This window comes from Pseudarthrobacter sp. NamE5 (genome assembly GCF_005796225.1).
Classification (GTDB): domain Bacteria; phylum Actinomycetota; class Actinomycetes; order Actinomycetales; family Micrococcaceae; genus Arthrobacter.
This window is the reverse complement of record NZ_VAHO01000003.1, coordinates 227817-249260: the sequence shown is the minus strand read 5'-3', so window position 1 is coordinate 249260 and position 21444 is coordinate 227817. Positions and strand designations below refer to the sequence as shown.

The 21444-nt window shown below is 60.8% G+C and carries 22 protein-coding genes; 15 read left to right on the top strand and 7 right to left on the bottom strand.

Annotation, left to right across the window (positions count from 1 at the left end; translation table 11 throughout):
- Positions 1-16: 16 nt before the first annotated feature.
- The 10 genes from FDW84_RS19475 (at position 17) to FDW84_RS06365 (ending at position 10988) form a co-directional block, all read left to right on the top strand.
- The gene (locus FDW84_RS19475; RefSeq protein WP_205754729.1) at positions 17-3790 is read left to right on the top strand and encodes a peptidoglycan DD-metalloendopeptidase family protein; all 3774 of its coding nucleotides are present in this window, start codon (positions 17-19) and stop codon (positions 3788-3790) included.
- Between the two features lie 15 nt (positions 3791-3805).
- Positions 3806-4780 (top strand): phage tail family protein, encoded by a 975-nt coding sequence (locus tag FDW84_RS06405; protein ID WP_138607660.1) that lies wholly within the window; start codon positions 3806-3808, stop codon positions 4778-4780.
- Positions 4777-5931: a Gp37-like protein gene (locus tag FDW84_RS06400; protein ID WP_171046679.1), complete on the top strand. Its 1155-nt coding sequence runs from the start codon at positions 4777-4779 to the stop codon at positions 5929-5931. The genes FDW84_RS06405 and FDW84_RS06400 overlap by 4 nt, the downstream gene beginning before the upstream one ends.
- Positions 5931-6953 carry a hypothetical protein gene (locus FDW84_RS06395; RefSeq protein ID WP_138607656.1) on the top strand — a complete coding sequence of 341 codons (1023 nt, stop codon included), beginning with the start codon at positions 5931-5933 and terminating at the stop codon, positions 6951-6953. Before FDW84_RS06400 ends, FDW84_RS06395 begins: the two co-directional genes overlap by 1 nt.
- A 32-nt stretch (positions 6954-6985) precedes the next feature.
- Positions 6986-7267, top strand: coding sequence for a hypothetical protein (locus FDW84_RS06390; protein WP_138607654.1), 282 nt, complete (start codon positions 6986-6988; stop codon positions 7265-7267).
- Positions 7260-8060 carry a collagen-like domain-containing protein gene (locus FDW84_RS06385; RefSeq protein WP_205754728.1) on the top strand — a complete coding sequence of 267 codons (801 nt, stop codon included), beginning with the start codon at positions 7260-7262 and terminating at the stop codon, positions 8058-8060. Before FDW84_RS06390 ends, FDW84_RS06385 begins: the two co-directional genes overlap by 8 nt.
- On the top strand, positions 8057-8692 hold the full coding sequence (locus FDW84_RS06380; protein WP_171046678.1) for a M23 family metallopeptidase: 636 nt from the start codon (positions 8057-8059) through the stop codon (positions 8690-8692). The genes FDW84_RS06385 and FDW84_RS06380 overlap by 4 nt, the downstream gene beginning before the upstream one ends.
- Positions 8692-8985, top strand: coding sequence for a hypothetical protein (locus FDW84_RS06375; RefSeq protein ID WP_138607650.1), 294 nt, complete (start codon positions 8692-8694; stop codon positions 8983-8985). The genes FDW84_RS06380 and FDW84_RS06375 overlap by 1 nt, the downstream gene beginning before the upstream one ends.
- Entirely contained in the window at positions 8982-9197 is a 216-nt protein-coding gene (locus FDW84_RS06370) for a hypothetical protein (protein ID WP_138607647.1), read from the top strand. The genes FDW84_RS06375 and FDW84_RS06370 overlap by 4 nt, the downstream gene beginning before the upstream one ends.
- 69 nt (positions 9198-9266) lie before the next feature.
- Positions 9267-10988, top strand: coding sequence for a polysaccharide deacetylase family protein (locus FDW84_RS06365; protein ID WP_138607645.1), 1722 nt, complete (start codon positions 9267-9269; stop codon positions 10986-10988).
- A 41-nt stretch (positions 10989-11029) separates the two neighbouring features.
- Here the strand turns inward: FDW84_RS06365 and FDW84_RS06360 are convergent, their stop codons facing one another.
- From FDW84_RS06360 to FDW84_RS06340, 5 genes are all read right to left on the bottom strand, one after another.
- Positions 11030-13156: an acyltransferase family protein gene (locus tag FDW84_RS06360; protein ID WP_256371714.1), complete on the bottom strand. Its 2127-nt coding sequence runs from the start codon at positions 13154-13156 to the stop codon at positions 11030-11032.
- Positions 13157-13382: 226 nt separating this feature from the next.
- Positions 13383-13931: a hypothetical protein gene (locus FDW84_RS06355; protein WP_138607641.1), complete on the bottom strand. Its 549-nt coding sequence runs from the start codon at positions 13929-13931 to the stop codon at positions 13383-13385.
- A gap of 118 nt (positions 13932-14049) precedes the next feature.
- Positions 14050-14292, bottom strand: a complete 243-nt coding sequence (locus FDW84_RS06350; protein ID WP_138607639.1) for a helix-turn-helix domain-containing protein — start codon at positions 14290-14292, stop codon at positions 14050-14052.
- Between the two features lie 206 nt (positions 14293-14498).
- Entirely contained in the window at positions 14499-15035 is a 537-nt protein-coding gene (locus FDW84_RS06345; RefSeq protein WP_138607637.1) for an NUDIX hydrolase, read from the bottom strand.
- Positions 15032-16537, bottom strand: coding sequence for a hypothetical protein (locus FDW84_RS06340; RefSeq protein ID WP_138607635.1), 1506 nt, complete (start codon positions 16535-16537; stop codon positions 15032-15034). Before FDW84_RS06340 ends, FDW84_RS06345 begins: the two co-directional genes overlap by 4 nt.
- Positions 16538-16713: 176 nt before the next feature.
- On the opposite strand from FDW84_RS06340, the gene FDW84_RS06335 reads away from it, so the two are divergent.
- Positions 16714-17028, top strand: a complete 315-nt coding sequence (locus FDW84_RS06335) for a hypothetical protein (RefSeq protein WP_138607633.1) — start codon at positions 16714-16716, stop codon at positions 17026-17028.
- A 62-nt stretch (positions 17029-17090) separates the two neighbouring features.
- On the top strand, positions 17091-18095 hold the full coding sequence (locus tag FDW84_RS06330; protein ID WP_138607631.1) for an ATP-dependent DNA ligase: 1005 nt from the start codon (positions 17091-17093) through the stop codon (positions 18093-18095).
- Positions 18096-18224: 129 nt separating this feature from the next.
- On the opposite strand, the gene FDW84_RS06325 is transcribed toward FDW84_RS06330, so the two are convergent.
- Complete coding sequence (locus tag FDW84_RS06325; protein WP_138607629.1) at positions 18225-18641, bottom strand: hypothetical protein; 417 nt, start codon at positions 18639-18641, stop codon at positions 18225-18227.
- 23 nt (positions 18642-18664) lie between these two features.
- Positions 18665-19435, bottom strand: a complete 771-nt coding sequence (locus FDW84_RS19670) for a TM2 domain-containing protein (RefSeq protein WP_240721406.1) — start codon at positions 19433-19435, stop codon at positions 18665-18667.
- 297 nt (positions 19436-19732) lie between these two features.
- Here FDW84_RS19670 and FDW84_RS06315 point away from each other — a divergent pair, with 297 nt between their 5' ends.
- The 3 genes from FDW84_RS06315 to FDW84_RS06310 all read left to right on the top strand — a co-directional run bounded on the left by FDW84_RS06315 (position 19733) and on the right by FDW84_RS06310 (position 21380).
- Positions 19733-20125: a hypothetical protein gene (locus FDW84_RS06315; RefSeq protein ID WP_138607627.1), complete on the top strand. Its 393-nt coding sequence runs from the start codon at positions 19733-19735 to the stop codon at positions 20123-20125.
- 183 nt (positions 20126-20308) lie between these two features.
- Positions 20309-20731 carry a hypothetical protein gene (locus FDW84_RS19240; protein ID WP_171046676.1) on the top strand — a complete coding sequence of 141 codons (423 nt, stop codon included), beginning with the start codon at positions 20309-20311 and terminating at the stop codon, positions 20729-20731.
- Positions 20732-20927: 196 nt separating this feature from the next.
- Positions 20928-21380, top strand: coding sequence for a hypothetical protein (locus FDW84_RS06310; RefSeq protein WP_138607625.1), 453 nt, complete (start codon positions 20928-20930; stop codon positions 21378-21380).
- Positions 21381-21444 lie beyond the last annotated feature (64 nt).

The following is a 21444-nucleotide window of genomic DNA, read 5'->3' as shown; positions in this document are numbered from 1 at the left end:
AGATTCGAGGTACGCCATGCCCGTCGTCGGTATCGCCGAAGTCCTGGTGAAGCCCGTCTTTACCGGGTTGCAGCGGTCTATCTCGCAGCAAGCTAATTCAGCCGCCGGCGCGGCCGGGAGGTTAGCTGGCCGGTCCATGGGCGACGGCATGGCGTCGGGGTTCGTTTCCAGCGCCGGGAAGATCGTGGCGGGCCTGTCAGCGATCACCCCGGCCGCTGGTGCTGCAGGAGCGGGCTTGCTCGCCGCTACGGGCAGCGCGGTCACGTTCGCCGCTTCCCTCCGCTCCCTGGCTGGTGTCGCGGCTCTCGTGCCGGCTGGCCTTATGGCTGCAGCTGCCGGCGCCGGCGTGCTGGTTACGGCGTTCTCCGGCGTCGGTGAGGCGCTGAAGACCGCGACAGAGGAATCCGGGAAGGCTGTCGGCAACGCACGGCTGGATGCTATGGCAAGGGCCGATGCTGTTCGCTCCATCGAACGGGCTGAGCGGAACGCCGCAGAGGTCGCCGTCGATGCCGCGGCCCGGGTGGAGGACGCCAAGCGCACCCTTGCCCGCGTCGTGGAGCAGAACGCCGAGCAGCAGATTCAAGCAGTCCGCCGTGTCGCCGACGCCGAAAGGGACGTCGAGCGCGCTAACCGTCAGGTCCTCGAGTCACAGCAGAACCTGAACGACGCACGGGCCGAGGCGGTCGAGCGGCTGGATGATCTGAACCGTTCGCTTGAGCGGGCGGGGCTGTCTGAGCGTGAAGCGGCCCTCCGTTACGAGGAAGCCCTACTCAAGTTCAACGCAGGGGTAGCTTCCGGCGCTTCTATGGGCTCGCGGGAAATGCGCCGGCTGCAGCTGGACCTTGACCAAGCCGCCCTCGGGCTTCGCACAGCCAAGGACGAGTCCGAGGAACTTCGGAAGGAGCATGAGCAGGCCACCAAGGAAGGCGTCGCCGGCAATAAGCAGGTTATGCAGGCCGAGGATTCCTTGGCTGATGCCCGCCAAGCTGCGGTTGATTCCGTACAGGCTCACCAGGACGCCGTGGCCGAAGCCGCGAAGGTACAGCGTGAAGGCGCCGAGCGTGTCGTGGAGGCACAGGAAGCCATCGCCGAGGCTACGGCTGATGCTGCCCGTTCCCAGCGTGACGCTGCGGAGTCCGTGGCGGATGCTCACCGAGCGCTGGAGCGCGTACAGTTGCAGCAGGCTGACGCCGCTGCAAGCGCCACAGAGAAGTCGGTCGAGGCGATGGGGAAACTCACCCCAGCCGCGCAGCAAGCCGTTCGTGCGCTGCTGGCCGTGAAAGAGCAGCTTGGCGGGATCCGACTGATCGCCCAGGAGAACTTCTTCACCGGGTTCGCTGCGCCGCTACTTTCCCTTGCTGGTTCGGTTATGCCGCAGCTGGCTACGGGTGTGGGTGCTATTGCTTCGGCTGTGGGCGCCGGCGCTCAGATTTTCATGCAGGCTCTGGAGAGCTCGCTCGGTAACGGGGTCCTTGAGTCCCTGCTGTTGGGCATCGCCGCCAGCACTGAGATCCTGAATACCGGCATCGGCCCCGTGGTGGCTGCCTTCACGACGCTGGGCGTGGTCGGCATGCGGTACATGCCGATGATCGCCCAGTTCGTCGCCGTCATCGCCACCCGCTTTAACGAGTTCATCCAGGGCGCTGCTGCTGATGGCAGCCTGGACAGGTGGATCCAAGACGGCATCCAGGGGCTTAAAGATCTGTGGTCTGTGGCGTCCTCGGTTTCGGGGATCTTCGCCGCGCTGAACCGTGCGGCTGAGGCTGGCGGGTTCGCTTCTACACTTGGCGGGCTGGCTGCTGGGCTACGGGACGTTGAAGCGTCCATGAACGGCTGGGTCTTTCAGTCCACTATGGCAACGATCTTCAAGGGTGCCGCAGAGGGTGCTGAGGGGTTGCGTGCTGCGGCAGGTCCTATCGCTGATGCTTTTATCCACGGGGCGGGGCCGCTGGCTGAGTTCCTGCGTCTTGGCGGGTTGATCGCGGGTACGTTTATCGGCGGAATATTCAATGCGTTTTCAGACGCCGCGTTCGGAGCCGGGCTGGTCACGTTCATGGAGGGCTTGCAGGCCGGCGTGCTCGCCATGGCGCCGCACATGCCCGGCTTGGCTGCTTCGTTCGGGCATCTATTAGAGGCCCTCTCCCCGATTGTCGCTGTACTTGGCCCTTCGCTTGTGCAGGTGCTCACGTTCGTTGCTGATGCGATCGCTAATGTAATCACGTTCCTTAGCCCGATGTTGACGGCCTTCGCGGGCAGCCCGGTTGCGATTGGCATCCTTATCGGGATACTTGGTGCTGCTGCACTCGCCGCTGGGACTATGTCGGCTGCGATGATTGCCAGCCGCATTGTCGTGGTGGGTGCGTGGCTCGTAATGTCCACCCAGGCGCTCATTCATGGCGCTCGTATGGCTGGTGCTTGGTTGCTGGCTATGGGTCCGATTGGTTGGGTAATCGGTGCCGTGTTGGGGCTCGCGGCGATTATCTGGGCGAACTGGGACAACATCAGCAAGTGGACTCGCGAGATGTGGGAAAAGCATGTCAAGCCGGTCTTCGATAACCTATCCACTTTCATCACGAAGGACGTACCTAAAGCTTTCGAGCAGGGCGTCAAGTGGATCGGTGAGGCCTGGGGCAAACTCCAAGATTTAGCGAAGGCCCCGGTTAAGTTCGTTGTCGATACTGTCATCAACAAGGGCCTAATTGACGGGCTGAACGGGATCGGAAACTTCCTAAACCTCCCCGACATCCCGCATGTACAGTTGCCTGCCGGGTTCTATCGCGGCGGCATTCTGCCTGGGCAGTCGTCGTGGCGGGACGGTGACGATCAGCTTGTGCCAATGAGGCGCGGTGAAGGCGTTTACGTTTCCGAGGTGATGCGCGACCCGCTAGAACGCGCCCGCTTGTATGCGATGAATAAGGCCGCAATTGCAGGGCAGTCCATCGCTAGGGTCCGGGCCATGTTTGGCGAGGGCTATGCGAAGGGTGGGCTTGTTCACCCGCTACGGGCGTCTACTGTTTCGCAGCCGTTCCACGGCGGGCACAACGGTATCGACTTCGCCGCGCCAACTGGCACGCCGATTGTGGCGGCCGGGCCGGGCCGCGTGTCATCCGCTGGCTGGTCCGCTCATGGTGGCGGTAACGAGATCCACATCGACCACCCCAACGGCCTCCAGACCTGGTACGCCCACCTCTCGCGGTTCGCCGTGAGTATGGGCGACGTGGTCCGGGGCGGTCAGCGGATCGGCGACGTCGGTTCCACCGGCAACAGCACCGGGCCGCACCTGCACTACATGGTGTTCAACGGTGGCTGGCCGAACTTCGTAAACCCCTCGCCCTACCTTGACGGTGGCGGCGAGGCTGGCAAGGGCGGATGGAACCCTATCGCGGCAATTGTGGACGGGCTCGTGGACAGCTTCAAGGCAGCGTTCCCGGCGGCAGGGTTCATCGCGGACATTGCCATCGGTGCAGGCAAGAAGCTCCTGGACGGCGCCGTGGACTTCGTCACCGGCAACGGCGGCAAGGACGACGGCATCGGCTCCACAGGGCTGCCGTACCTGCACGATAACGGCGGGGTCCTGAACCCGGGTCTGTCTTCGATCATGAACGCCACACGGAAGCCCGAAGCGATCCTCACGGCTCAACAGTGGTCGGACATCAGCACCCTCGCTGCTCGCGGCGGTGGCGCGGGTGGAGGGTTCACCAACTACGGCCCAATCCATGTACGCGATGAGAACGAGATGGCTCGAAGCCTGCTCAATATGCAGCGTGACGCGCAAGCGGTTTACGCATAGAAGGAGCACCCATTGGTGAACATCGTTTACGGTACACCCTACCTGCCGCCTGCTCCCCCGGCCCCAGCGTTTTCGGGGCTGGGGCTGCGGTGGACGGCGAAGGGGTCTGAGTGGGCGTTGACGGACCCTTCGACGGGTCTGTTCCTGAAGCCGGGCATCCGGGGACTTGGTAGCGCGGCCTACACGCGGCACGCGACTGAGTCCCCGGCTGTGGCCGGTTCACGGTTCGAGGGCGCCAGCTACCAGGACCGTGAGGTGTTCTGGCCGATCCACATCTACAGTGACGCCGGCTCAACGGACTGGATGCTCCGCGACCGCGCCTTTTGGGCAACGATGGACCCCACGGACACCGGGATCTGGACGGTGACGCACCCTGACGGGTCGCACCGTTCCCTGCGGCTGCGTTTCCTCAATGACGGCGATAAGGTCCGGGACCGCGACCCTATGAAGGTTGGTTGGGACTCGTACGGGATCACCCTCATCGCCGAGCAGCCGTTCTGGGTTGGTGACCCGGTGGTGAAGTCATTCATCGGTCAGGTCCCGCCGGATCCTTTCTTCGGTACTGACGGGCCCGTGGTGACGATCGCCAGTTCCTACAGTGCCGCGAACGCGACGATGGACAACCCGGGCGACGTCGAGTCGTACCCGCGGTGGTTCGTGGACGGTGAAACCACTGCAGTGTCCGTGGGCGTGGACGGCGTCATCGTGACGGTCCCGTTCACGGTCGCCGCCGGCCAATGCCTGGTCATCGAGTCGGACCCGGACCTCATCGGCGCGACCTTGTACGAGGTGACACCTGATGCGCCCAGCAAGCCGTCCGAGCGCGTCGTCGGGGTCCACCTCATCAACCCGGTAGACATGTCCCCCGCGCTGGGCGAGGCGGACTTCGCGCCGATCCCGTCCGGCTCCCAGGTCCCGCTGTCCATGGAGATCATGGGGCCCGGCAAGGTTGAGGCCCTCCTACCTACCCTGTATCGGAGGCCTTGGTGACAGCACCCGTCTTCCGCATCTCGGTCTATGACAAGGACCGGGTCTTCCGGTGCCAGATCGGCAACCCGTCCTCGTTGACGGCGACCGTCCGGCACAACCTCGTATCCACGCTCAGCATGACCGTCCCGCTGGCGCACCCGAAACTGGATGAGCTAATCCCCAATGGAGACGTCAACCCCGGCGCCCGGCTGCGGGTAACGTACCGGGGCGAACACCTCATCAGCGGACCCATCACCGGATACGAGATTAAAACAGACGGCGCCACTGGTGCCTGCACGATCAGCGTGGAGGACGACTTCAGGATCCTGCGGGAAGTCCTCGGCTGGCAGGTCCCGACATCTGCTATCACGGCTCAGGGCGCTTCCGAGTATCGGACCTATACGGGCAACGCGGAAACCATCGTGAAGGCCGTCGTCAACGAAAACGCGGTCACACGGCTGGGAGTCCCTGGGCTTTCTGTGGCGCCGAACCTGAACCGCGGCGCTGTCATTCCCGGCGGCGTCCCGTTCCGGATGCACCGACTGGACGACAAACTCCTGCCGGCCATTGAGGACGCCGGCATCGGAATCACGGTCAAGCAGGTCGGGTCCGGGCTCGTCCTCGACGTGCACGAGCCGGCCACGTACCCGCGTGCGCTGTCAGTGAAGGGCAGGACCCTGAAGGAAGCAACCCTCACCCACACCCGGCCGACAGCTTCCCGCGCCATCGTCGGTGGTCCCGGCGACGGGATCCTCCGGAACTTCCGCCAAGTCACCGACCTCGGACGCGAAACAACCTACGGGATGCGCGCCGAAGTGTTCCGCGATGCAAGGGATGCTCAGGACGAAGACGCACCCGACATCATGGACGCCCGCGGCCAGGAAGACCTCAACGAGCACGGCCCAAAAAACGGCATCAAACTCACACTGGCTGGCACCGGGATATTCCAGTACGGCCCGGGCGGTTTCCACGTCGGCGATCGTCTGCCAGTGAAGATCACCGACGCCCTGACCGTCACCGAGGTCATCCGGGAATGCACCCTCAAATGGGTGTCACCGACCTACGCGGCAGTAGAACCCTCTGTCGGGGATCTGACCGACCAACCGGAGCGCATCACGGCGCAACGAATCGCGGCGCTTGCCCGCGCCAAACGAGACCAGGAGAAGCGCTGATGGCAGTTACTTTCATTTCCAACGGGTACGACACCACCACGGCGAACCCGTACACGGAAAGCGCATGGGCTGACGCTCACCCGGCCATCGGGCAGGGCACATACGCTGTACGGTCCCCGCTGCACTGGAAGGTCACCGCTGTCGCCGGTGCCGACCGGACGGTATCTATCGCCCCCGGCCAGGGGGTGGGCCATGGCATCACGGACAAAACCTTCGACAACGAAACCATCCAGCTGGACACCATATCGTCGGGCTCCCGCTGGGACCTGATCGCGGTGCGCCGCGACTGGACCCCGACCGCCGGCGAGTCCAAATTCGTGAAGGTCAATGGCGGCGCGAATGCCGTCCTTCCGGGTGGGCGCCTGTATGGCCCGGGGAACATTGATGACCAGCCGATCGCGCTCGTCCAGGTCACGTCCGGCCAGACACAGCCCACGTCGATCATCGACCTGCGCACATGGGTCGGTGACGGAGGCGGGCTGATCGCCGCCCACGACCTCGTCAGGACCTTCCTGAACAAAGCGGGGACCCGGCTGTGGATTGACGGGGTTGACTGGGTTCGCCGGGTCGGGGCGAACGACAACCCGGAATGGGAAGAGGTCCGCGGTATCAAGCACGCGGAGTTCACCGCATCGACGGTGCCGTTCACGAACACGCCACGATCACCAACATGGGGCACGGGACCGCTGACCGTCGATGCAGCGCAGACCACGACGAACTCGGGCTTTTCATCCCCAAGCGCCGACCGCATCCAGCTGCCCGGCCGCGGACTGTACGCAGTCCAGGCGAAGCTGAAGATGTCAGCCGTGGCGCAGGGCACCACGTATGTGGTGATCGCGAACAATGACGGCACCTTTGAATACGCCTCCGTTGATATTCCCGCCGGCACGGCCTCCGGCGCGACGGTGACCATTCCGAACCTGTACGTCACAAGCGCACAAGTCATCCGAATCATCTTCTACTCAGACACCACGCCCGGCTACACGCTGGCATCGCGAGTCCGGGTTTCCAAAGTCGGGTAGTAAACGAGCGCTGAGCTTGGGAGGGCGAAGATGTGGATCTGCAATGGCTCGTCCCGCTCGGGACCTTCCTCGGTGTCATCGGCGGCGGCGTCGGCTGGTGGATCAACCGGGCCGACAAAAGGCGTGAGAGTCGGGAGGCTCAAGTGATCCAGACACTGAAGGACCGAATCAAGGAACTGCAGGACCAGATCGCGAACTTGACGCGGAAATTGAACAGGCGAACCCGTGCCGGCGACCGGTGGCGCGAACAGTTGGTCGAGAACCACATCAAGCCTGACCCCGTCGAGTGGCCGAAGGATGATGACGATGAGTAGCGACTACGACTTCGATCAGAAGGTCGGCCGCCAGGAAGCCGACCTTGCCCGCTCCCACCGGGCGGCACGTCGCCGAAACATCCTGATATGGGCACTGGCTGTGGTGTCTCTGCTGTTCGGGATCGTCTGTCTCTTTTTGGCGATGGACAACGCACGCTTGGCGGGAGCGGCAGCGACGTACGGGGACGAGCAGGCGCAGGAAAAGCAGTCCCTCGCGGAAGAGTTCGATGCAGCCTGCAAATCTGCCGACTTCCAGCAGACCGCGGCGGGTTCAAACATCTGCCGCAAGGCTGAGCAGGTAGCCTCCGAACCGTCAGGCCCTCTCGTTGGACCCCAAGGCCTCCAGGGCGTCCCGGGGCCTCGAGGTGAGCAGGGTTTCCCTGGACCTGCCGGGCCCACGGGCGGGACCGGCCCGAAAGGTGACAAAGGCGACCAAGGCATCATGGGTCTGCTCGGCTTGACGGGCAGCGCCGGCACACCCGGCCCTATAGGCCCCCTCGGCCCCGTGGGACCAGCCGGACCGCCAGGACCTCCCGGCGCCACAGGAGCTCAAGGCGAACCCGGCGCGGACTCCACAGTCCCGGGCCCACCCGGACCCGCCGGCGCTCCAGGTGCTCCCGGGGCTGACGGCGCCACCGGACCTCAAGGACCAGCAGGTCAAGACGGCCGCGGCATCAAATCCGCCCAATGCGGCGACGACGGACGCTGGATCATCACCTACACCGACGGCGCCACCTCAGACGCCGGACAATGCCGCGCCACCATCACACCACCAATCGGGGGAACACCATGAGACCGATAGATGCGAAGTACCCGGTGAACCAGGCGTTCGGCGGCTACGCTACCCGCGGAGTCATCGGCCGGCTGAACGGCAGCGAGATCGAGTACCTGGTGGCCTTGTACGGGGATTATCAGCACTACGGGCACGCGGGCGCAGACATCGCCTGCCCCATCGGCACACCCGTTTACGCCATGCTCGACGGCGTGGTGGTGTACGCCGGCTGGGGCGAGGACCTGCCAGGCGACGAATCGTGGGGCCCGACAGGCTACTTCCGCCGCTGGGGGCTCTACAAAAACTTCCCTGGCATCGTGACCGTCATCCAGCACGACCGGAAGTTCAGCATTTACGGGCACCTATCCAGCAACGACGAAGCGCCCGTAGGCACGCGTGTCCGCGCCGGGCAGGTCATCGGCAAATCCGGCAACACCAAGACCCGCACCGAGTACGTGGGCCCACACCTGCACGTTGCCATGCTCGTTGACCCCATCCGGTACAGCACCGGCTCCGGACTGATCTTCGGGTGCGCCGACCCCGTCCCCTACTTCGGTGTCGGATCACTCCAAAGCATGTCCGCCACATCTCAACCCAACCACACGCCCGAACATCAGTGGATCACTGACGTGTTCGGAGAAGGAGCAATCTGATGGCCGGATTCACGTACCTCAAAGACGAAGAAATCGCAGGCGACTCCCGCAAGCCGTGGCAGTTGCTCAAGGACGCAGTGTGGGCACTGCGATCCAAGACCGGAAACCTGCTGCACGCACCCATCCCCCGCTACGGGCCGGACGGCAAGCAGCACGGCGAGACAACCCCGGCATCCGTCATCGGATGGCTGCCCGAGGACATCGCAAACATCAAGTGGCGGCTCAGCAAGCAGCAGGAACAGCTTGACCGCATCGAGGCCGCAGTAAGCCCTGGAAAGGTGGACGCAAAGTGAACGTGCTGGCGCCGTACTTCAAGGCTGTTGTCGCGTTCGTCGCACCGGCCGCGACACTGATCACCGCGGCCGTTCAGGAGGGTTCGCCGGGTGGTGAGTTCATCACCCAGGGAGAAGGCATCACCGCGGCGTGCGCCTGCATCATCACCGCCGCAGCTGTCTACGCCGTACCAAACAAGCAAGCCCAGCCGGACGGCAAACACGAAGCCTGACCCCCCGCCCTTTCACTACCCGCCGGCGTCCCCTTGGGGCGCCTTCTCTCTTGCCCCAAGGAGTAGCCCATGCCGTACACATTCGATGAGATCTTCGCCAAGGACATCAGCAACCCTGGCGTGGTCGCCCGCAACGCCTCCATCAAGATCTTCGACCCGGCCGACCCAGCCAAAGCGCCCATCGCCATCCTGGACACCACAGGGTCACCCCTGCCCAACCCCATCACCGTAGACGCACAAGGGATGGGGCCCGCTTTCCAACACCCAACCCTCGCCCGCGTCGGTTGGGAAGGCGGCGGCAAATCCAACTACCTCACCTCATACGAGGGGATGTACAACGAAACACAGGGCGCCAAGACCGCGGCCCAAGCAGCTGCCAACGATGCTGCAACCGCGGCCGCCGACCGCGTCACCTCAGCAACCGTGAACGGGTCCGGCAAGCTGATCCTGACCAAGGGAACTGGCGCGACAGTCGATGCAGGCAGCGTCATCGGGCCCAAGGGCGACAAGGGCGACAAGGGGGCTGACGGCTCCAACGTACTCCCCACTCAGCAGGCCATCGTTGAAGCAATCACAAACGACGGACCGGCTAAGACCGCAACTGCGCAGGCCATTAAAAAGGAGCGCAACGCCCTCACGATGCCAGCCCGCGGCGCTGTGATGTTCAGCCTTGACGACAACTATGCGCAGAACACCGAGCTTATGGCGGTGCATGACGCTCTGGGGCAGAAGATCACCCTTGCTATCACGTCTTCTTGGGTTGATCAGCCGAACCGGCTCACGTCAGCGCAGATCCTCGCCTACCATCACGCCGGCCATGAGATAGCGAACCACTCCACCACTCACAAGAACTACGTCAGCTCCACGGCGGCGGTTCGGGCCTATGAGTCTGACACCTGCTCGCAGTTCATCTACAACCTGACCGGTCGATGGCCGTCCACGTTCGTCTACCCCCAGGGCGCATGGAACGCGACCACGGATCAGGAGCTTTACACCCGTTTCCGGTCGTGGGCGCTGACGTGTTCCGCCGGCACCAACGCGCCGTTGACCTACCCCCTGGGGGATACGTTCCCGCGGTTCTACCGGCTTGATTTGGACAACCCCGCGAACCTGGACCGCGCCAAGCAGCTGGTCCGCATGGCAGCCTACGCGCCTGTCGTCGTGAGCTTTTACACGCACTGGACGAACCAGCCGGGCACGATGACCACCGCGCAGTACCAGTCGATTGCCCAGCTCGCGTATGACCTGAACGTGCCCGCTGTCCTGCCACGCGACGTGTTCGGGCGGGAGTCCTACCTGCTGGACCCGTCGTTTGAGTCACCTGCGGGCAGTATCGGCAACGCGTGGGGGCCAGCGAACACTGGTGCGGCTACCACCATGCGTGTCGCCGCCACCCCGGACGCGGGCATGTCCGGCACACATTGCATGCAGTTGACAGCGGCCTACCCGGACACGGCAAAGGTAGTCCAGGGCGTCAACATGACGCCGGGGGGATGGCGCATGAGTGGGCGAGTCAAGTTGGTGAGCGGGAACCTGATTACCAACGATGTCGGCGTGATGGTCCGCTACCGGAGGGCCGACGAATCCGCGCTGTCTGCCCAGACGGTCTACCCCACGATGCCGGCTAATGGCGTGTGGTCCCGATTCGCCTTTGACCTGACCGTGCCGGCACTGACGAGGCTCGCGTACCTGGAGTTGTTCGTAACGCCTGGTGCGACCAATAGCCGTTCCGGCGTGGTTCTGCTGGACCATGTAGACCTCCGTCCCGCAGAGCACGGCGACTTCGGATAGAAGACACTGACGCTGGCAGCACTACGCAATGCCTGCCAGCGTCAGGCTGCGGGAAGCGCAGCCTTGAGAGGCTGCGCCAACCTGTCAGTAAGGGAACGCGCATAAGTTGCCGTCAGGTGGTCGCTGTCCCGATAAACCAGAACGTTCCCGATTACCGGGGCGCAGAGGTCGGCGGGGCAAATGAAGTCGTTCAAGTCAATGGCGGTCACTCCATCAACGGCGCGGGCTGCGTCCATCTGCGCCAACCCCTTGTCATCCGAAGCTACACGCCGCGGGACGGCGCATTGACCCAGGTCAGACGTGTTGGCTGCTACACAATCGGGGATGTTCTGCCCCGGCGCTGGAGTGTCCCGGATGACAGCAACAGGGACGCCCTTATTTGTGATCGAACCCCAGGATGCTTGGAACGCTGAGGACATGGCGTCCACCTCGTTAGAGGCGCCGGCTATCCCCGCGCTCTTGGTGTAGTTACTGGTAACCACCATCACCAGTTCGTTGTCCTCGGAGAGTACTTCCTGCATCCGTTCGTTCCACACCATGCAGGCCGTGTATGGCGCTCCTGATCGAACCAGGTTGCCCGTGGCGAAGGGGCATGCGTCGTGAATGTAGGCGGTGAGTCTCCACCCCTCGGTGTTGGCGATAGCCTCCAGCGCGGGGATCCACTGCTTCGCGTGCGAATCGCCTACCAACGCTACGTGCTTAGATGAGTCGCGTTTTCCGTACGCGCACTCTCGGATGTCCGTCTCATCAACGCGGGCTGACACGCAGTCCGGAAAGTCCTTACCAGCAGCGATCGGCGCCGGCGTCTTAGCCCCGGCCACAGTATCCATCGGAGGGGCATTGTCCCTTGGGCTCTCCGGCAGTGTCATGGCCCCCACCAGGACAGGCTGCTGGGGCGCTCTGCTGATTGAGACTTTAGGCAGCGTGGCGTTGTAAGCCTCGGCTTCGGCCCTGCCTTCGTCTGCCCGCACAGTTTGGACAACCCCACCACCAATCATGCACCCAACGATTGTCAGCGCGAGCCCCACTTGCAGCCCCCTCGCCGGCTGACCTTCGAGGGCTGGCATCTTGTTGACCGGCTGCTCGATGAACCGATAGGTCAGGTAAGCCAACGCCACGGACATGCCAATTAGCGCGACTTTGACGCCCGTGCTCAAGTCACCAAAAACGGCGCCGGCGACCACAATAAGAGGCCAGTGCCAAAGGTACAGCGAGTACGAGATGTTGCCAATGAACAGCATCGGCTTCCTGCCCAAGATAGATTCTGCCCCGCTCCTTTGGTGGCGAACGCCTGCCGCGATTACTGCCGCAGAAGCCAGAGTCGGAAGCAAAGCCGCCACGCCAGGGTAAGGCACTGAACTATCGATGGACAGCGCAGCGCCGACGATGCCAGCCATGCCGAGCCAGCCTACGATGACCGCGATATGGTTGGGGATCTTTTCAAGGTAGCTGACGGTGACGGCTAGGAGTGCCCCTACGGCGAGCTGCCAAAAGCGGGTGGTTGACGCGAAGTACGCAGGACCTGGGGCGGATGCCGTATACAGGGCTGACCAGATAAGCGAGGGAACGAGTACCAGGCTGAGCGCGACCAGCAGGACGCGGACAAGGTGCGTTCCGTTTATGCGCCTAGTGTGCCCGACCTGGCGTCGCGTGAGTAGCCAACCTGCCCCTATCAGCAGGAGCGGCCAAAGGAGGTAGAACTGCTCCTCCACGCCAAGGGACCAGAAGTGTTGCAACGGGCTGGGGGCCGCATCGCTTGTTAGGTAGTCAACCGAGTCAGCGGCCAAGCGCCAGTTCTGGACGTAGAAAGCGGAAGCGATGATGTCCCACCCAATGGAAGCCCACCGGGTAACTGGGACGAATGCGGTTGTCAGGACGGCCGTGGCGATAAGAACCACGGTCGCGGCAGGAAGAAGACGCTTGGCTCTTCGCGCATAAAACTCGCCAAGGGAAATGCGCCCGTCCGCCATCAGTTGTTTCAGTAGAAGCCCTGTGATGAGGTAACCGGAGATGACGAAGAAAACGTCTACCCCCACAAATCCGCCTGGAATGAACGGCAGGTCCAGGTGATAGAGGAACACAGCGACGATTGCCACGGTCCGCAATCCTTGGATGTCGCCACGAAAGGACCTGGTCGGCTTCGGCGCGACCTGGGTTTTAGTGAGCACAGCAGTAGGCAAGAGATTCCCCCAGCTAAGGATTGAGACTGCCCCTATGATATGCGGTCAATAAATCCGGGAAAGCGACACCTTTACGAGGGCAGCGAAAGACCCCGCATCACGAGTCAGGCGAGCGGGGTCTTTCAAGCCTCTTCACACGAATGGGGGGACATATGAAGCGACCCATCAACGGTAATAGACAGCATGCTTAGTTTTCAAATCGAGAGGAACAGCCTTACGGCGCGGGCGTAGGCGTAGGGGCTGGTGTAGGCGTGGGAGGAGCGTCCAGGACCCCTGGCGCCCAAATCTGAACCGCAATGATTGCGAGATTCACCGCAGCGAAGATGACCATCCCAACAATCCAAACCCGATAGCTGCGGAACCGCGCTAACCCATGCTCAGAAGGGGGAGCCTTATGTAAGGAAAGCCAATCCGGGATCCGATAGGCGCCATTCGTATAGAAGTACTGACGGTTACTCAGATGCTGAATACCTAGCCGATCTTCCAAAGCATGAAGGTGGGAACGATCCATCAGGTTAAGGAAGCGGTGCTTAGCCATCAACTGCATCGACAGGAGCGCAACAACCAAACCAAGTCCGGAAGCAAGAAAGGTAGCGAATGCCGGAGACGTTGGATTCAAGGCAATAGTCAAGAGGAAAGCCTGAGCTGTAAGCGCAATGGTAGGCGTCTGCCACAGCATCGCATCCTGCTCCAACTCACGCTGGAGAAGCATTTCGTATGTGAACAGGTCCTTGGCGTTTTTCGCAGCCCATCGACCCGTCACCTGGCCTCCAATAGTCCCGCGGGGGCGTCTGGGTAAGTTCATGAAGCAACTGTGCAGGTCGGCCCATTATTCACGACAGCAACGCGACGAACAGTTACCCAATCGTGGTCATGTGAAGCTACACCTCGTCAGGTATCTCGCCAGCGGCTATCCGCTCAGCAGTCACCCGGTATGCCTGCTCGATGTAGTCCTCAACATCCCTCGTAGCGACACGCCAGATGCCGCGGCCACCTATCTGCAATGCCCGCAGCTCGCCAGTCTTTATCAACTGACGAACAGTCGTAACTCCAACAGACAACTCTTCCGATACCTGGCTGATCGTTAAGAACCGCGGACGCTTCTGCGCTACATCATCACTCACCCGAACACACTAACCCGACTACCCTCGGTACTGAGTCCAACCTCGTCGCAGCGCCCCAAATGCATTACTGCCTAAGTAGCCTCGGGTGCTGTGGATGTCGGAAGCAGCCCTTCCCTTTTGCACCGAAGTCTTCTTGCCAAAAACCCGACCGGCGATAAGTCGGATGAGAATCTCTGCCCGGTGCTCGTTGGTAACCGCTGGGCAGTTTAAGCGCCGTGAATTGAAGATAGTGTCAAGGCCGACAATGTGAAGGCATCCTCAATCTCACCGCCGCGAACCATATTTCGCATTTGCTCTTGTGTGACCCACATATTGGCTTCAATTTCTTCCCGGTCCTCAAAGGAGGCCGCCATCTCTAGAACTCTCGCTAGAACGACGGCCACACGGGTCGCAAGTAGCCCAGAGTCTGGAGTTACATGTCCCAACAATCGGATCTCAGCCCCGGTTACGCCAAGTTCCTCTCCGAGTTCTGCGAGGGCGCTCTCCAAGACATCAGTGCCGTGGGCAAAACCACGGGGAAGAGCCCACTGCGACTGGCCAATTGGATATCGGTAACTCCGCACCAGGCCAATCAAGCCGCCACGTTTCGCTAAGACGACGACTGGGGTACCAGGGGCTACAGCAGCGATCCTAAGGTAAGTTCCGCGTCGGCCTGTAGGGAACTCCACCGCGTCGTCGAAAACAGTGAAGTAACTGTTCTCATAAGCGATCACTTCTTGGAGTCGCCTTATCTCGCGGGTCAAGCTCTCCTCCTGGGCGGAATGACTACTTCTGTCCACGCCTGGCGCATATCTTTCACAGCCGCGCCTTGGGCCCTCCGTTCAGCAATCCACCCCAGCCCGAGGTCAACGCCCAACGACACAAATGGCTCTATCGCCTGAGCCTCCATGCCAGTGCCACTCGCAATGGCGGCGCTCAACATTGCCCCTTTTTGGCTGGGGTCTTGAAAGAAAATTGTCTGCCCTCCGTATCCTGTCCGGACAACAAGATGTCGGCCGACCCCTTGCGCCACAACATCCAAATGCGAGTGAACGGCCGACACATAGCCGTCAAGATCTCCGCCGTAGTACGACGCGTCAATTGCCTCTATTCCTTTTTGCCACTTCGGTTCCTGCCGAAGTTGCAGTATCGACTCGAAGGCAGAAACCGTGTTACCTGATCCTGGCCCCAGTTTGCGATTGAAGGACCCGCGCACGCCATCTTTGCTGTTGATTCTTATTTCCATGGGAGGGTTGGCAGGTAGCCCCTCGTATGCACCTGGCTGTCGCTTAGGTTGCGTGCCGGCTTTCGCAGCCGCAGCGGAAGCTAGAGCCAACTCCTGCACTTTCAACAAGTCATCTGCGTATTCGGGCGAAGACATGGGAGTCGAGTAGTAGGCGGAGGCTCTCCCTATCGACGCAACAGTTGTGCGGTTGTAAAGAGTGCTAACCACCTCCTGCACGAGAGGGAGCGTGTCGCCGACCATCTGACCCGCGGAAGGCCCGCCCGAGTCTGCCCATGGTCTGTTCGAATACAGAGGGCTACGGGATTTGAAAGGAGACTGTCTCCCGGAGGATTTGGCTAGGGTCCGAAGCGCCGTCACCACCTCACCTAGAACTGGATCGGCAACGAGTTCCTCACCTTTCGGTCCAGCCAGGAGTACTGACTCGTCGCTGAGGAGTGGCGCCAACAAAAGATCAATATTAAGAGCTTTTTCCGGTACAGGCTCGACTATACGGCGGCCTTCTCCTTGGACGGATTCTCCGAACCACGCCCACAAATTCCTGAATAGCTCGCTTCTCCCATCTCCGGCAAAGAACTCATACAGACGAAGGTCTCGTCCATGATTGAAAATCTCATCAGCAATAACTAAAGCCTCCGGCTCGCCAGTGAGATCTGGATACATCTGGCTATGAAACTCCCCTCGGCCGATCCGTCTGAACACGTCCGCTGCGGCGCCTCTGAAGCTTTTGTGCCCGTAGAGATGCAGTCGTATTGGAAGATTTTCGTTTGCCCAGAACTTTGTTGAACTAGGCTCGCTCAGAACACGCTCGTACGCCTGCACCACGTCGGTGAGAACCAGTTGAAAAGCAAAGGAGTCCAGCGCGTAAGACTGTTGGATCACGATGTCGCGGCCGAAAGCGAGCGAAACCATGGTTTCTATACACGCTTGCGCTCGTGCCTCGTCTGCCGGAACGTTCGGACCCGGCTGCCAGCCAGCCCGAATCGAGTCAAAGCTCTCTAGATACCGGACAGGGTATTCCATGGTCGCCCCTCGTATATCGCCCCGCCCCGGTACTGGCCCGCGGCAGAGCCAGCCCGAGTGGGGTCAAATATAACCGGAGGTTTGGTTGGGCGAAAGGGGTAGCGCGTGTGATGGAGGAGAGCCAGCTCGCAACGGGCCGGACCTGTAAACCTCGGTTTTCATGGTTTAGTGGCGATGTGGGACTATTCAACAAGCCAACAAAATTCGTGCTGGACGGAGCGGAGTACGAGCACGCTGACCCGCACCCGGAGCACGAGTCTGGCAGCGTCACCAGGTTCGAGTCACGGACCGAGCCGGAGGTTATTGCCCTGGTCCCCTTAGTGGGTGGCGGTACGGTCGAAGTGCACGGCTATGCGACCTTCTACAGCAAGGACTGGGTAGATGTTGTGTGGACGGACGAGGGGGCCCAGCACATGAGCTGCTGGGTTCCCGCTCCAGACGTCCGGCGCCCGGACGAGGGCGAGTGGCGCGGGCGGTACGTACAGTTCTAAATGATTCGGTCCGCCTGACTAACCGTCGATCACCCCCTCCAAGTGGTCAGTAAACTCGCCTCATGAAAGGTGTGCCAGCAGGGATGCGCCCGCCAGTCCCGTTGGCGTTAGCGAAAGCAGTGTCCAGAATTCCTCCGGAGAATGCGCTTCCCGGCGGCTGTCTGTACGAGCCGAAGTGGGACGGGTTCAGGTTGGCCCTACTCACTGAGGACGACGGAGTGTCTTTGTGGTCACGGCAAGGTAAAAACCTATCCCGCTACTTCCCGGAGTTGGTGGCGGCCGCGAACAAGCAGATCCCGCCCGGATTCCTTATTGATGGTGAAGCGGTGATCTGGTCCGAAGGTCGGCTGGACTTTGATGCGCTTCAACAGCGCATGACCGCATCGAAAACAAACCTCGCGCCCCTAGCAGTGGAGCGGCCAGCGTCATTCGCCGCTTTCGACCTCTTGACGGCGGCCCATTATGACACCAGAGGCGTACCACTCTCACAGAGACGTGAACTACTTGAGGCTCTTTCTAGTGAATGGGATGCACCTCTTGCCCTCTCCCCCACTACACGAGATAAGAAACTTGCCGAACAGTGGTTTGCGGAGATGCCAGCGACCGGCATCGAGGGCCTGGTCGTCAAAGGCGCCTCCCAACTCTATGAGGGTGGACAGCGCCAATGGCTGAAGGTCAAGCACCGTGACGTTATCGATGTAGTCTGCGGTGCTGTTATCGGCAGCCGCACCGAGCCAACCGCGATAGTTGCAGGGCTTCCGCTACGAGAAGAACTGGTGATAGTGGGTAGATCGACTGCCCTGTCAACGAAGACAGCGCGGGTCCTTGCACAACACCTAAGCCCGCCGGCCTCGAACCATCCCTGGCCGGAGCAAATCAGTCACGGCGCCCTAGACAGGTTCAGCAAAGACAAGGGACCCGTGGCGCTAACCCTAGTGGAACCCATCGTGGTGGAAGTCGCAGCCGACGTGGCGTGGTCCGGCCGGTCCTTCAGGCATCCTCTGCGCTTCCGGCGTGTGCGGCCCGAGCTTCAACCCTTGTCGTTGAAACCGCCGAAGCGCGAATGATGCAACAGGGCCCATCGGCTAGGACACCGTTCTGCCGTCTCCTGATGAGCTAACCTCGATCGGTAGAGCCATCAATGACCTGGACGGCTCTACCGATCGGGCTGTAGCAACGAGTCTTGCCGAGCCTCGTTACTGGTCAAAATAATCGAGGGCAGCCTCTACTTCCTGCGTTTTGTTGGGGCAGAAATAGGCGTTCGTCAAACGAACCACCTCGATTCCCCCACCGGAAGCCACCGTGCTGCCACCTATACTGCGAACAGCAATCCCCAGACCGACGCTATCTTGCTCGCAGATTCGTTCCTTCATCCACATCGCGTAACTCTGTATGTTGTCAGGTTTGATGCCGAGCTTTGCTACGTCCGCCGCGTAGGACCCGCTGGTAGGAATTCCTTTGGGTGTTGGTGTTGCTGAAACGGCTGCCCGCGTCGATGTCGTGGCGGGCAGCGGAGTCGTAGTCGATGTGGACGGCGTTGCTGCCGGTGTGTTGCTTGAGCAGGCTCCAAGAAAAAGCCCCGCCAGAACGACTGCTAAAGCTGCCTTTTTCATAGATTCCTAAAACGCTGTAGTCGCTACTTCTTTTCTTCGACTGTGATGGTCCAAGAGTCAAAGTTGGCTGCCTTCACGTCAAGGTAATAGTTGCCGGCGCCCTTATGAACTGCGGTTTCACCGGATTCATCCTTTTGGAGCATCTTGATGGGGATGCCACCATCTGTGGTGATGTCTACGCCTTCTTTCTCGAGGTAGATAGCACCGACAGCCATCGATTGACCATTCACCTGCTGTGCTCCCGTGAAGGAGTAGACGAGCCGTGTGCTTTTGCCGGAGAGCGCGAATGCCTGGCTCGCCATGTCGCTGGATCCTGTCAGCTCCGCCACTTTAGTCCAAGTGGCTTCCGCTGCGGGGGCCGCAGGCTCAGGGGCTGCGGGAGCAGCAGCAACGGGTGCGGCGGCGTCATTCGCGGGAGCCACGGCCGGCGCACTTGTTGGGGTTGAACCGCCACGTGCCACGTTGATAATGATGCTCAGCAGGATAAGCGCGGCCGTGACGATCAGCGCGACTTTCTTGTGCTTGTCATACCCCTCAAGCGGGAGGCCCTGCTTGTCGCGCATCTTGTTGGTGAGGATCAGGATGAGGTCGATCAAAGCCCATATACCGAAGCCACCAAGTGTGACCAGTTTCAGGATGCCAGTTCCGACTTTGCCGAGGTAAAAGCGGTCTACGCCGAGCACGCCGAGGAGTAGGGAAAGTAGCCAGGTCACGAGGAATGACTTGTTGCTCTGTTGTAACTGTCCGTAGCTGTTAGCAGGAGGATAGGGCGCGAGGTTTGGGGTTTGGCTCATGAGAGTCCTTTCGGAGGACACCTGACCGACGTGCGATGCGAAGCGTGCGGGGTGGGTGCGGTGATGGACGCGCATTGAGGGAAACCCTGCGTGCAAGGTTGGACCGCTGAGACGGTGACAGAATGCCGAAAGGCAGTTACAAACAAGTTCGCTTCCCCCAGTAGCGCTACGGGCAAACGAGCCCGCTCAACGGATATTACACCTTCCGACTCATTGATGACTTATGTTTCTTCTGGCGAACAGCAAAGCATCCTATATAGTCATCGTGTCTTTCACACCTATTGGGGAGTATTCACCTTGAAAAAAGCACTTGTTGTCACCGCGGCGGGCGTCCTAGCACTTACCGGATGCGGCGCGGGATCCGGTTCCTTTGAGGCTAAAGGAACAATGACTCTTGGCTTGGAAGGCGTCACTCAGCACGCTCCTGGTGGAGGGGAATGTGACGGATACCGTGGGTACGACGACATAACACCGGGGGCTCAAGTAGTTATCAGTGCTGAAGGAAAAACTGTGGGTAAGGGCGAGCTCGGTGAGGGAAAATACGACGACGGCTGGTGCAAGTTCCCATTTACCGTTTCGGACATCAAGGGCGGTTCTGACTTCTACAGTGTGGAGGTGTCCAACCGCGGCACCATCGAATACACGAAGGAAGAGCTTGAAGCTGGAATAAATCTGTCGCTGGGCTCATAACTCGTCTTTCGCAAAAACAAGGACTGCCGGTAGGTACACGAGTCCGCATCCAAGCCGACATTCGTCGATAAGTATTTGATCGCCCGTACATAGCCCTGTGTCCGACTGAGCCCCTCGGCTTCCGTATAGGTGGCGCGGGCTATTCGAACCTACTTACCCAGCGGATGTGCAGGGAGGCCCAAGATGAAGACCCACCGCCGCGCCCCCTACACGGAATGGGTCGAGATGTATCGCCGAGGACTGACCGCTTCACAGATCGCTAAGGTAGTGCGGGCACCTGCAACAACCATTCGGTACCACCTACGCTTGGCCCGCACCGCCGAACCTGGACTAGGGGAAGAACATCAGGCCTCGTTACAACCCGCCCGGAAAGTGGGCAAAGCCGGACGGGCAAACCTCGCCGCCATAGTCGCTTTTTTCGAAGCGGAAGGCAGGTTTCCTTCCTCAAAGGCAGCCGCTCCTAAAGAACGGGCACTCGCCGCCTGGCTCGCTCGTCGTCGGCAGGACAAGGACGCGGGCACCCTTGCCCCCGAATACCGAGAAGGCCTGCGCGCTGTACCTAACTGGGAGGTCAGCAGACGAAAACGTAAAAATGCAGCACAGTAGGAGACTCAAACCGCTGCCCATGTACCCGGCCGGCATCAAGCACCCCCTGAAACTCAAACTGCTGGCACATATACCTTTTTAGGTTTCCGAGTTTGCCCGACAATCGCTCCCAGTTATCTTCTCTCGACAGGCTATGTACACGACACCAATCGCCTGCGACAATTCAGGTAACTCCACTGACAGGGAGGCGATCTCCATGGCATCGCGAGTAGTACCTCAGCCATTCATTGCATTTGTCGTGGCAGCACTCGCGTTATTGTCAATCGCGGCATACGCCATAGTCTCCGGGATCGCAATACTCGCGATCTGGAATGCAGTCGGAAGCGCGCCTACTCCGGGCGAACCACTTACGTACTTATTCACCGCCCTTGCCGGTCTCGTTGGCGGGATAGTTGCAGTAGCCTTCGGTGTTTCCTCAGAGACAGAAAAGCTGGGAGGGCTTAGTAATCTGTCGACTGCAGGCGTAAGCGCTAAGGGCTGGATCGGTGGAGTCTACGTTGTTGTGTATCTGGTGGTCGGAATAGCCGCTGTGGTGACTTGGAGTATGCGCGACCCCCTAACGTCAGAACTCGTAAAGAATCTTGCCATGGTCACGGTTGGCATGATCATTCCCATAGTTGCAGGTTATTTCAGCGCTCCTCCCCGTTAGCCGCACAAATGTGACGAGCCATTCACAATCTCAAACCACCTGAGGAACGTGAAAGCCCGAAAGT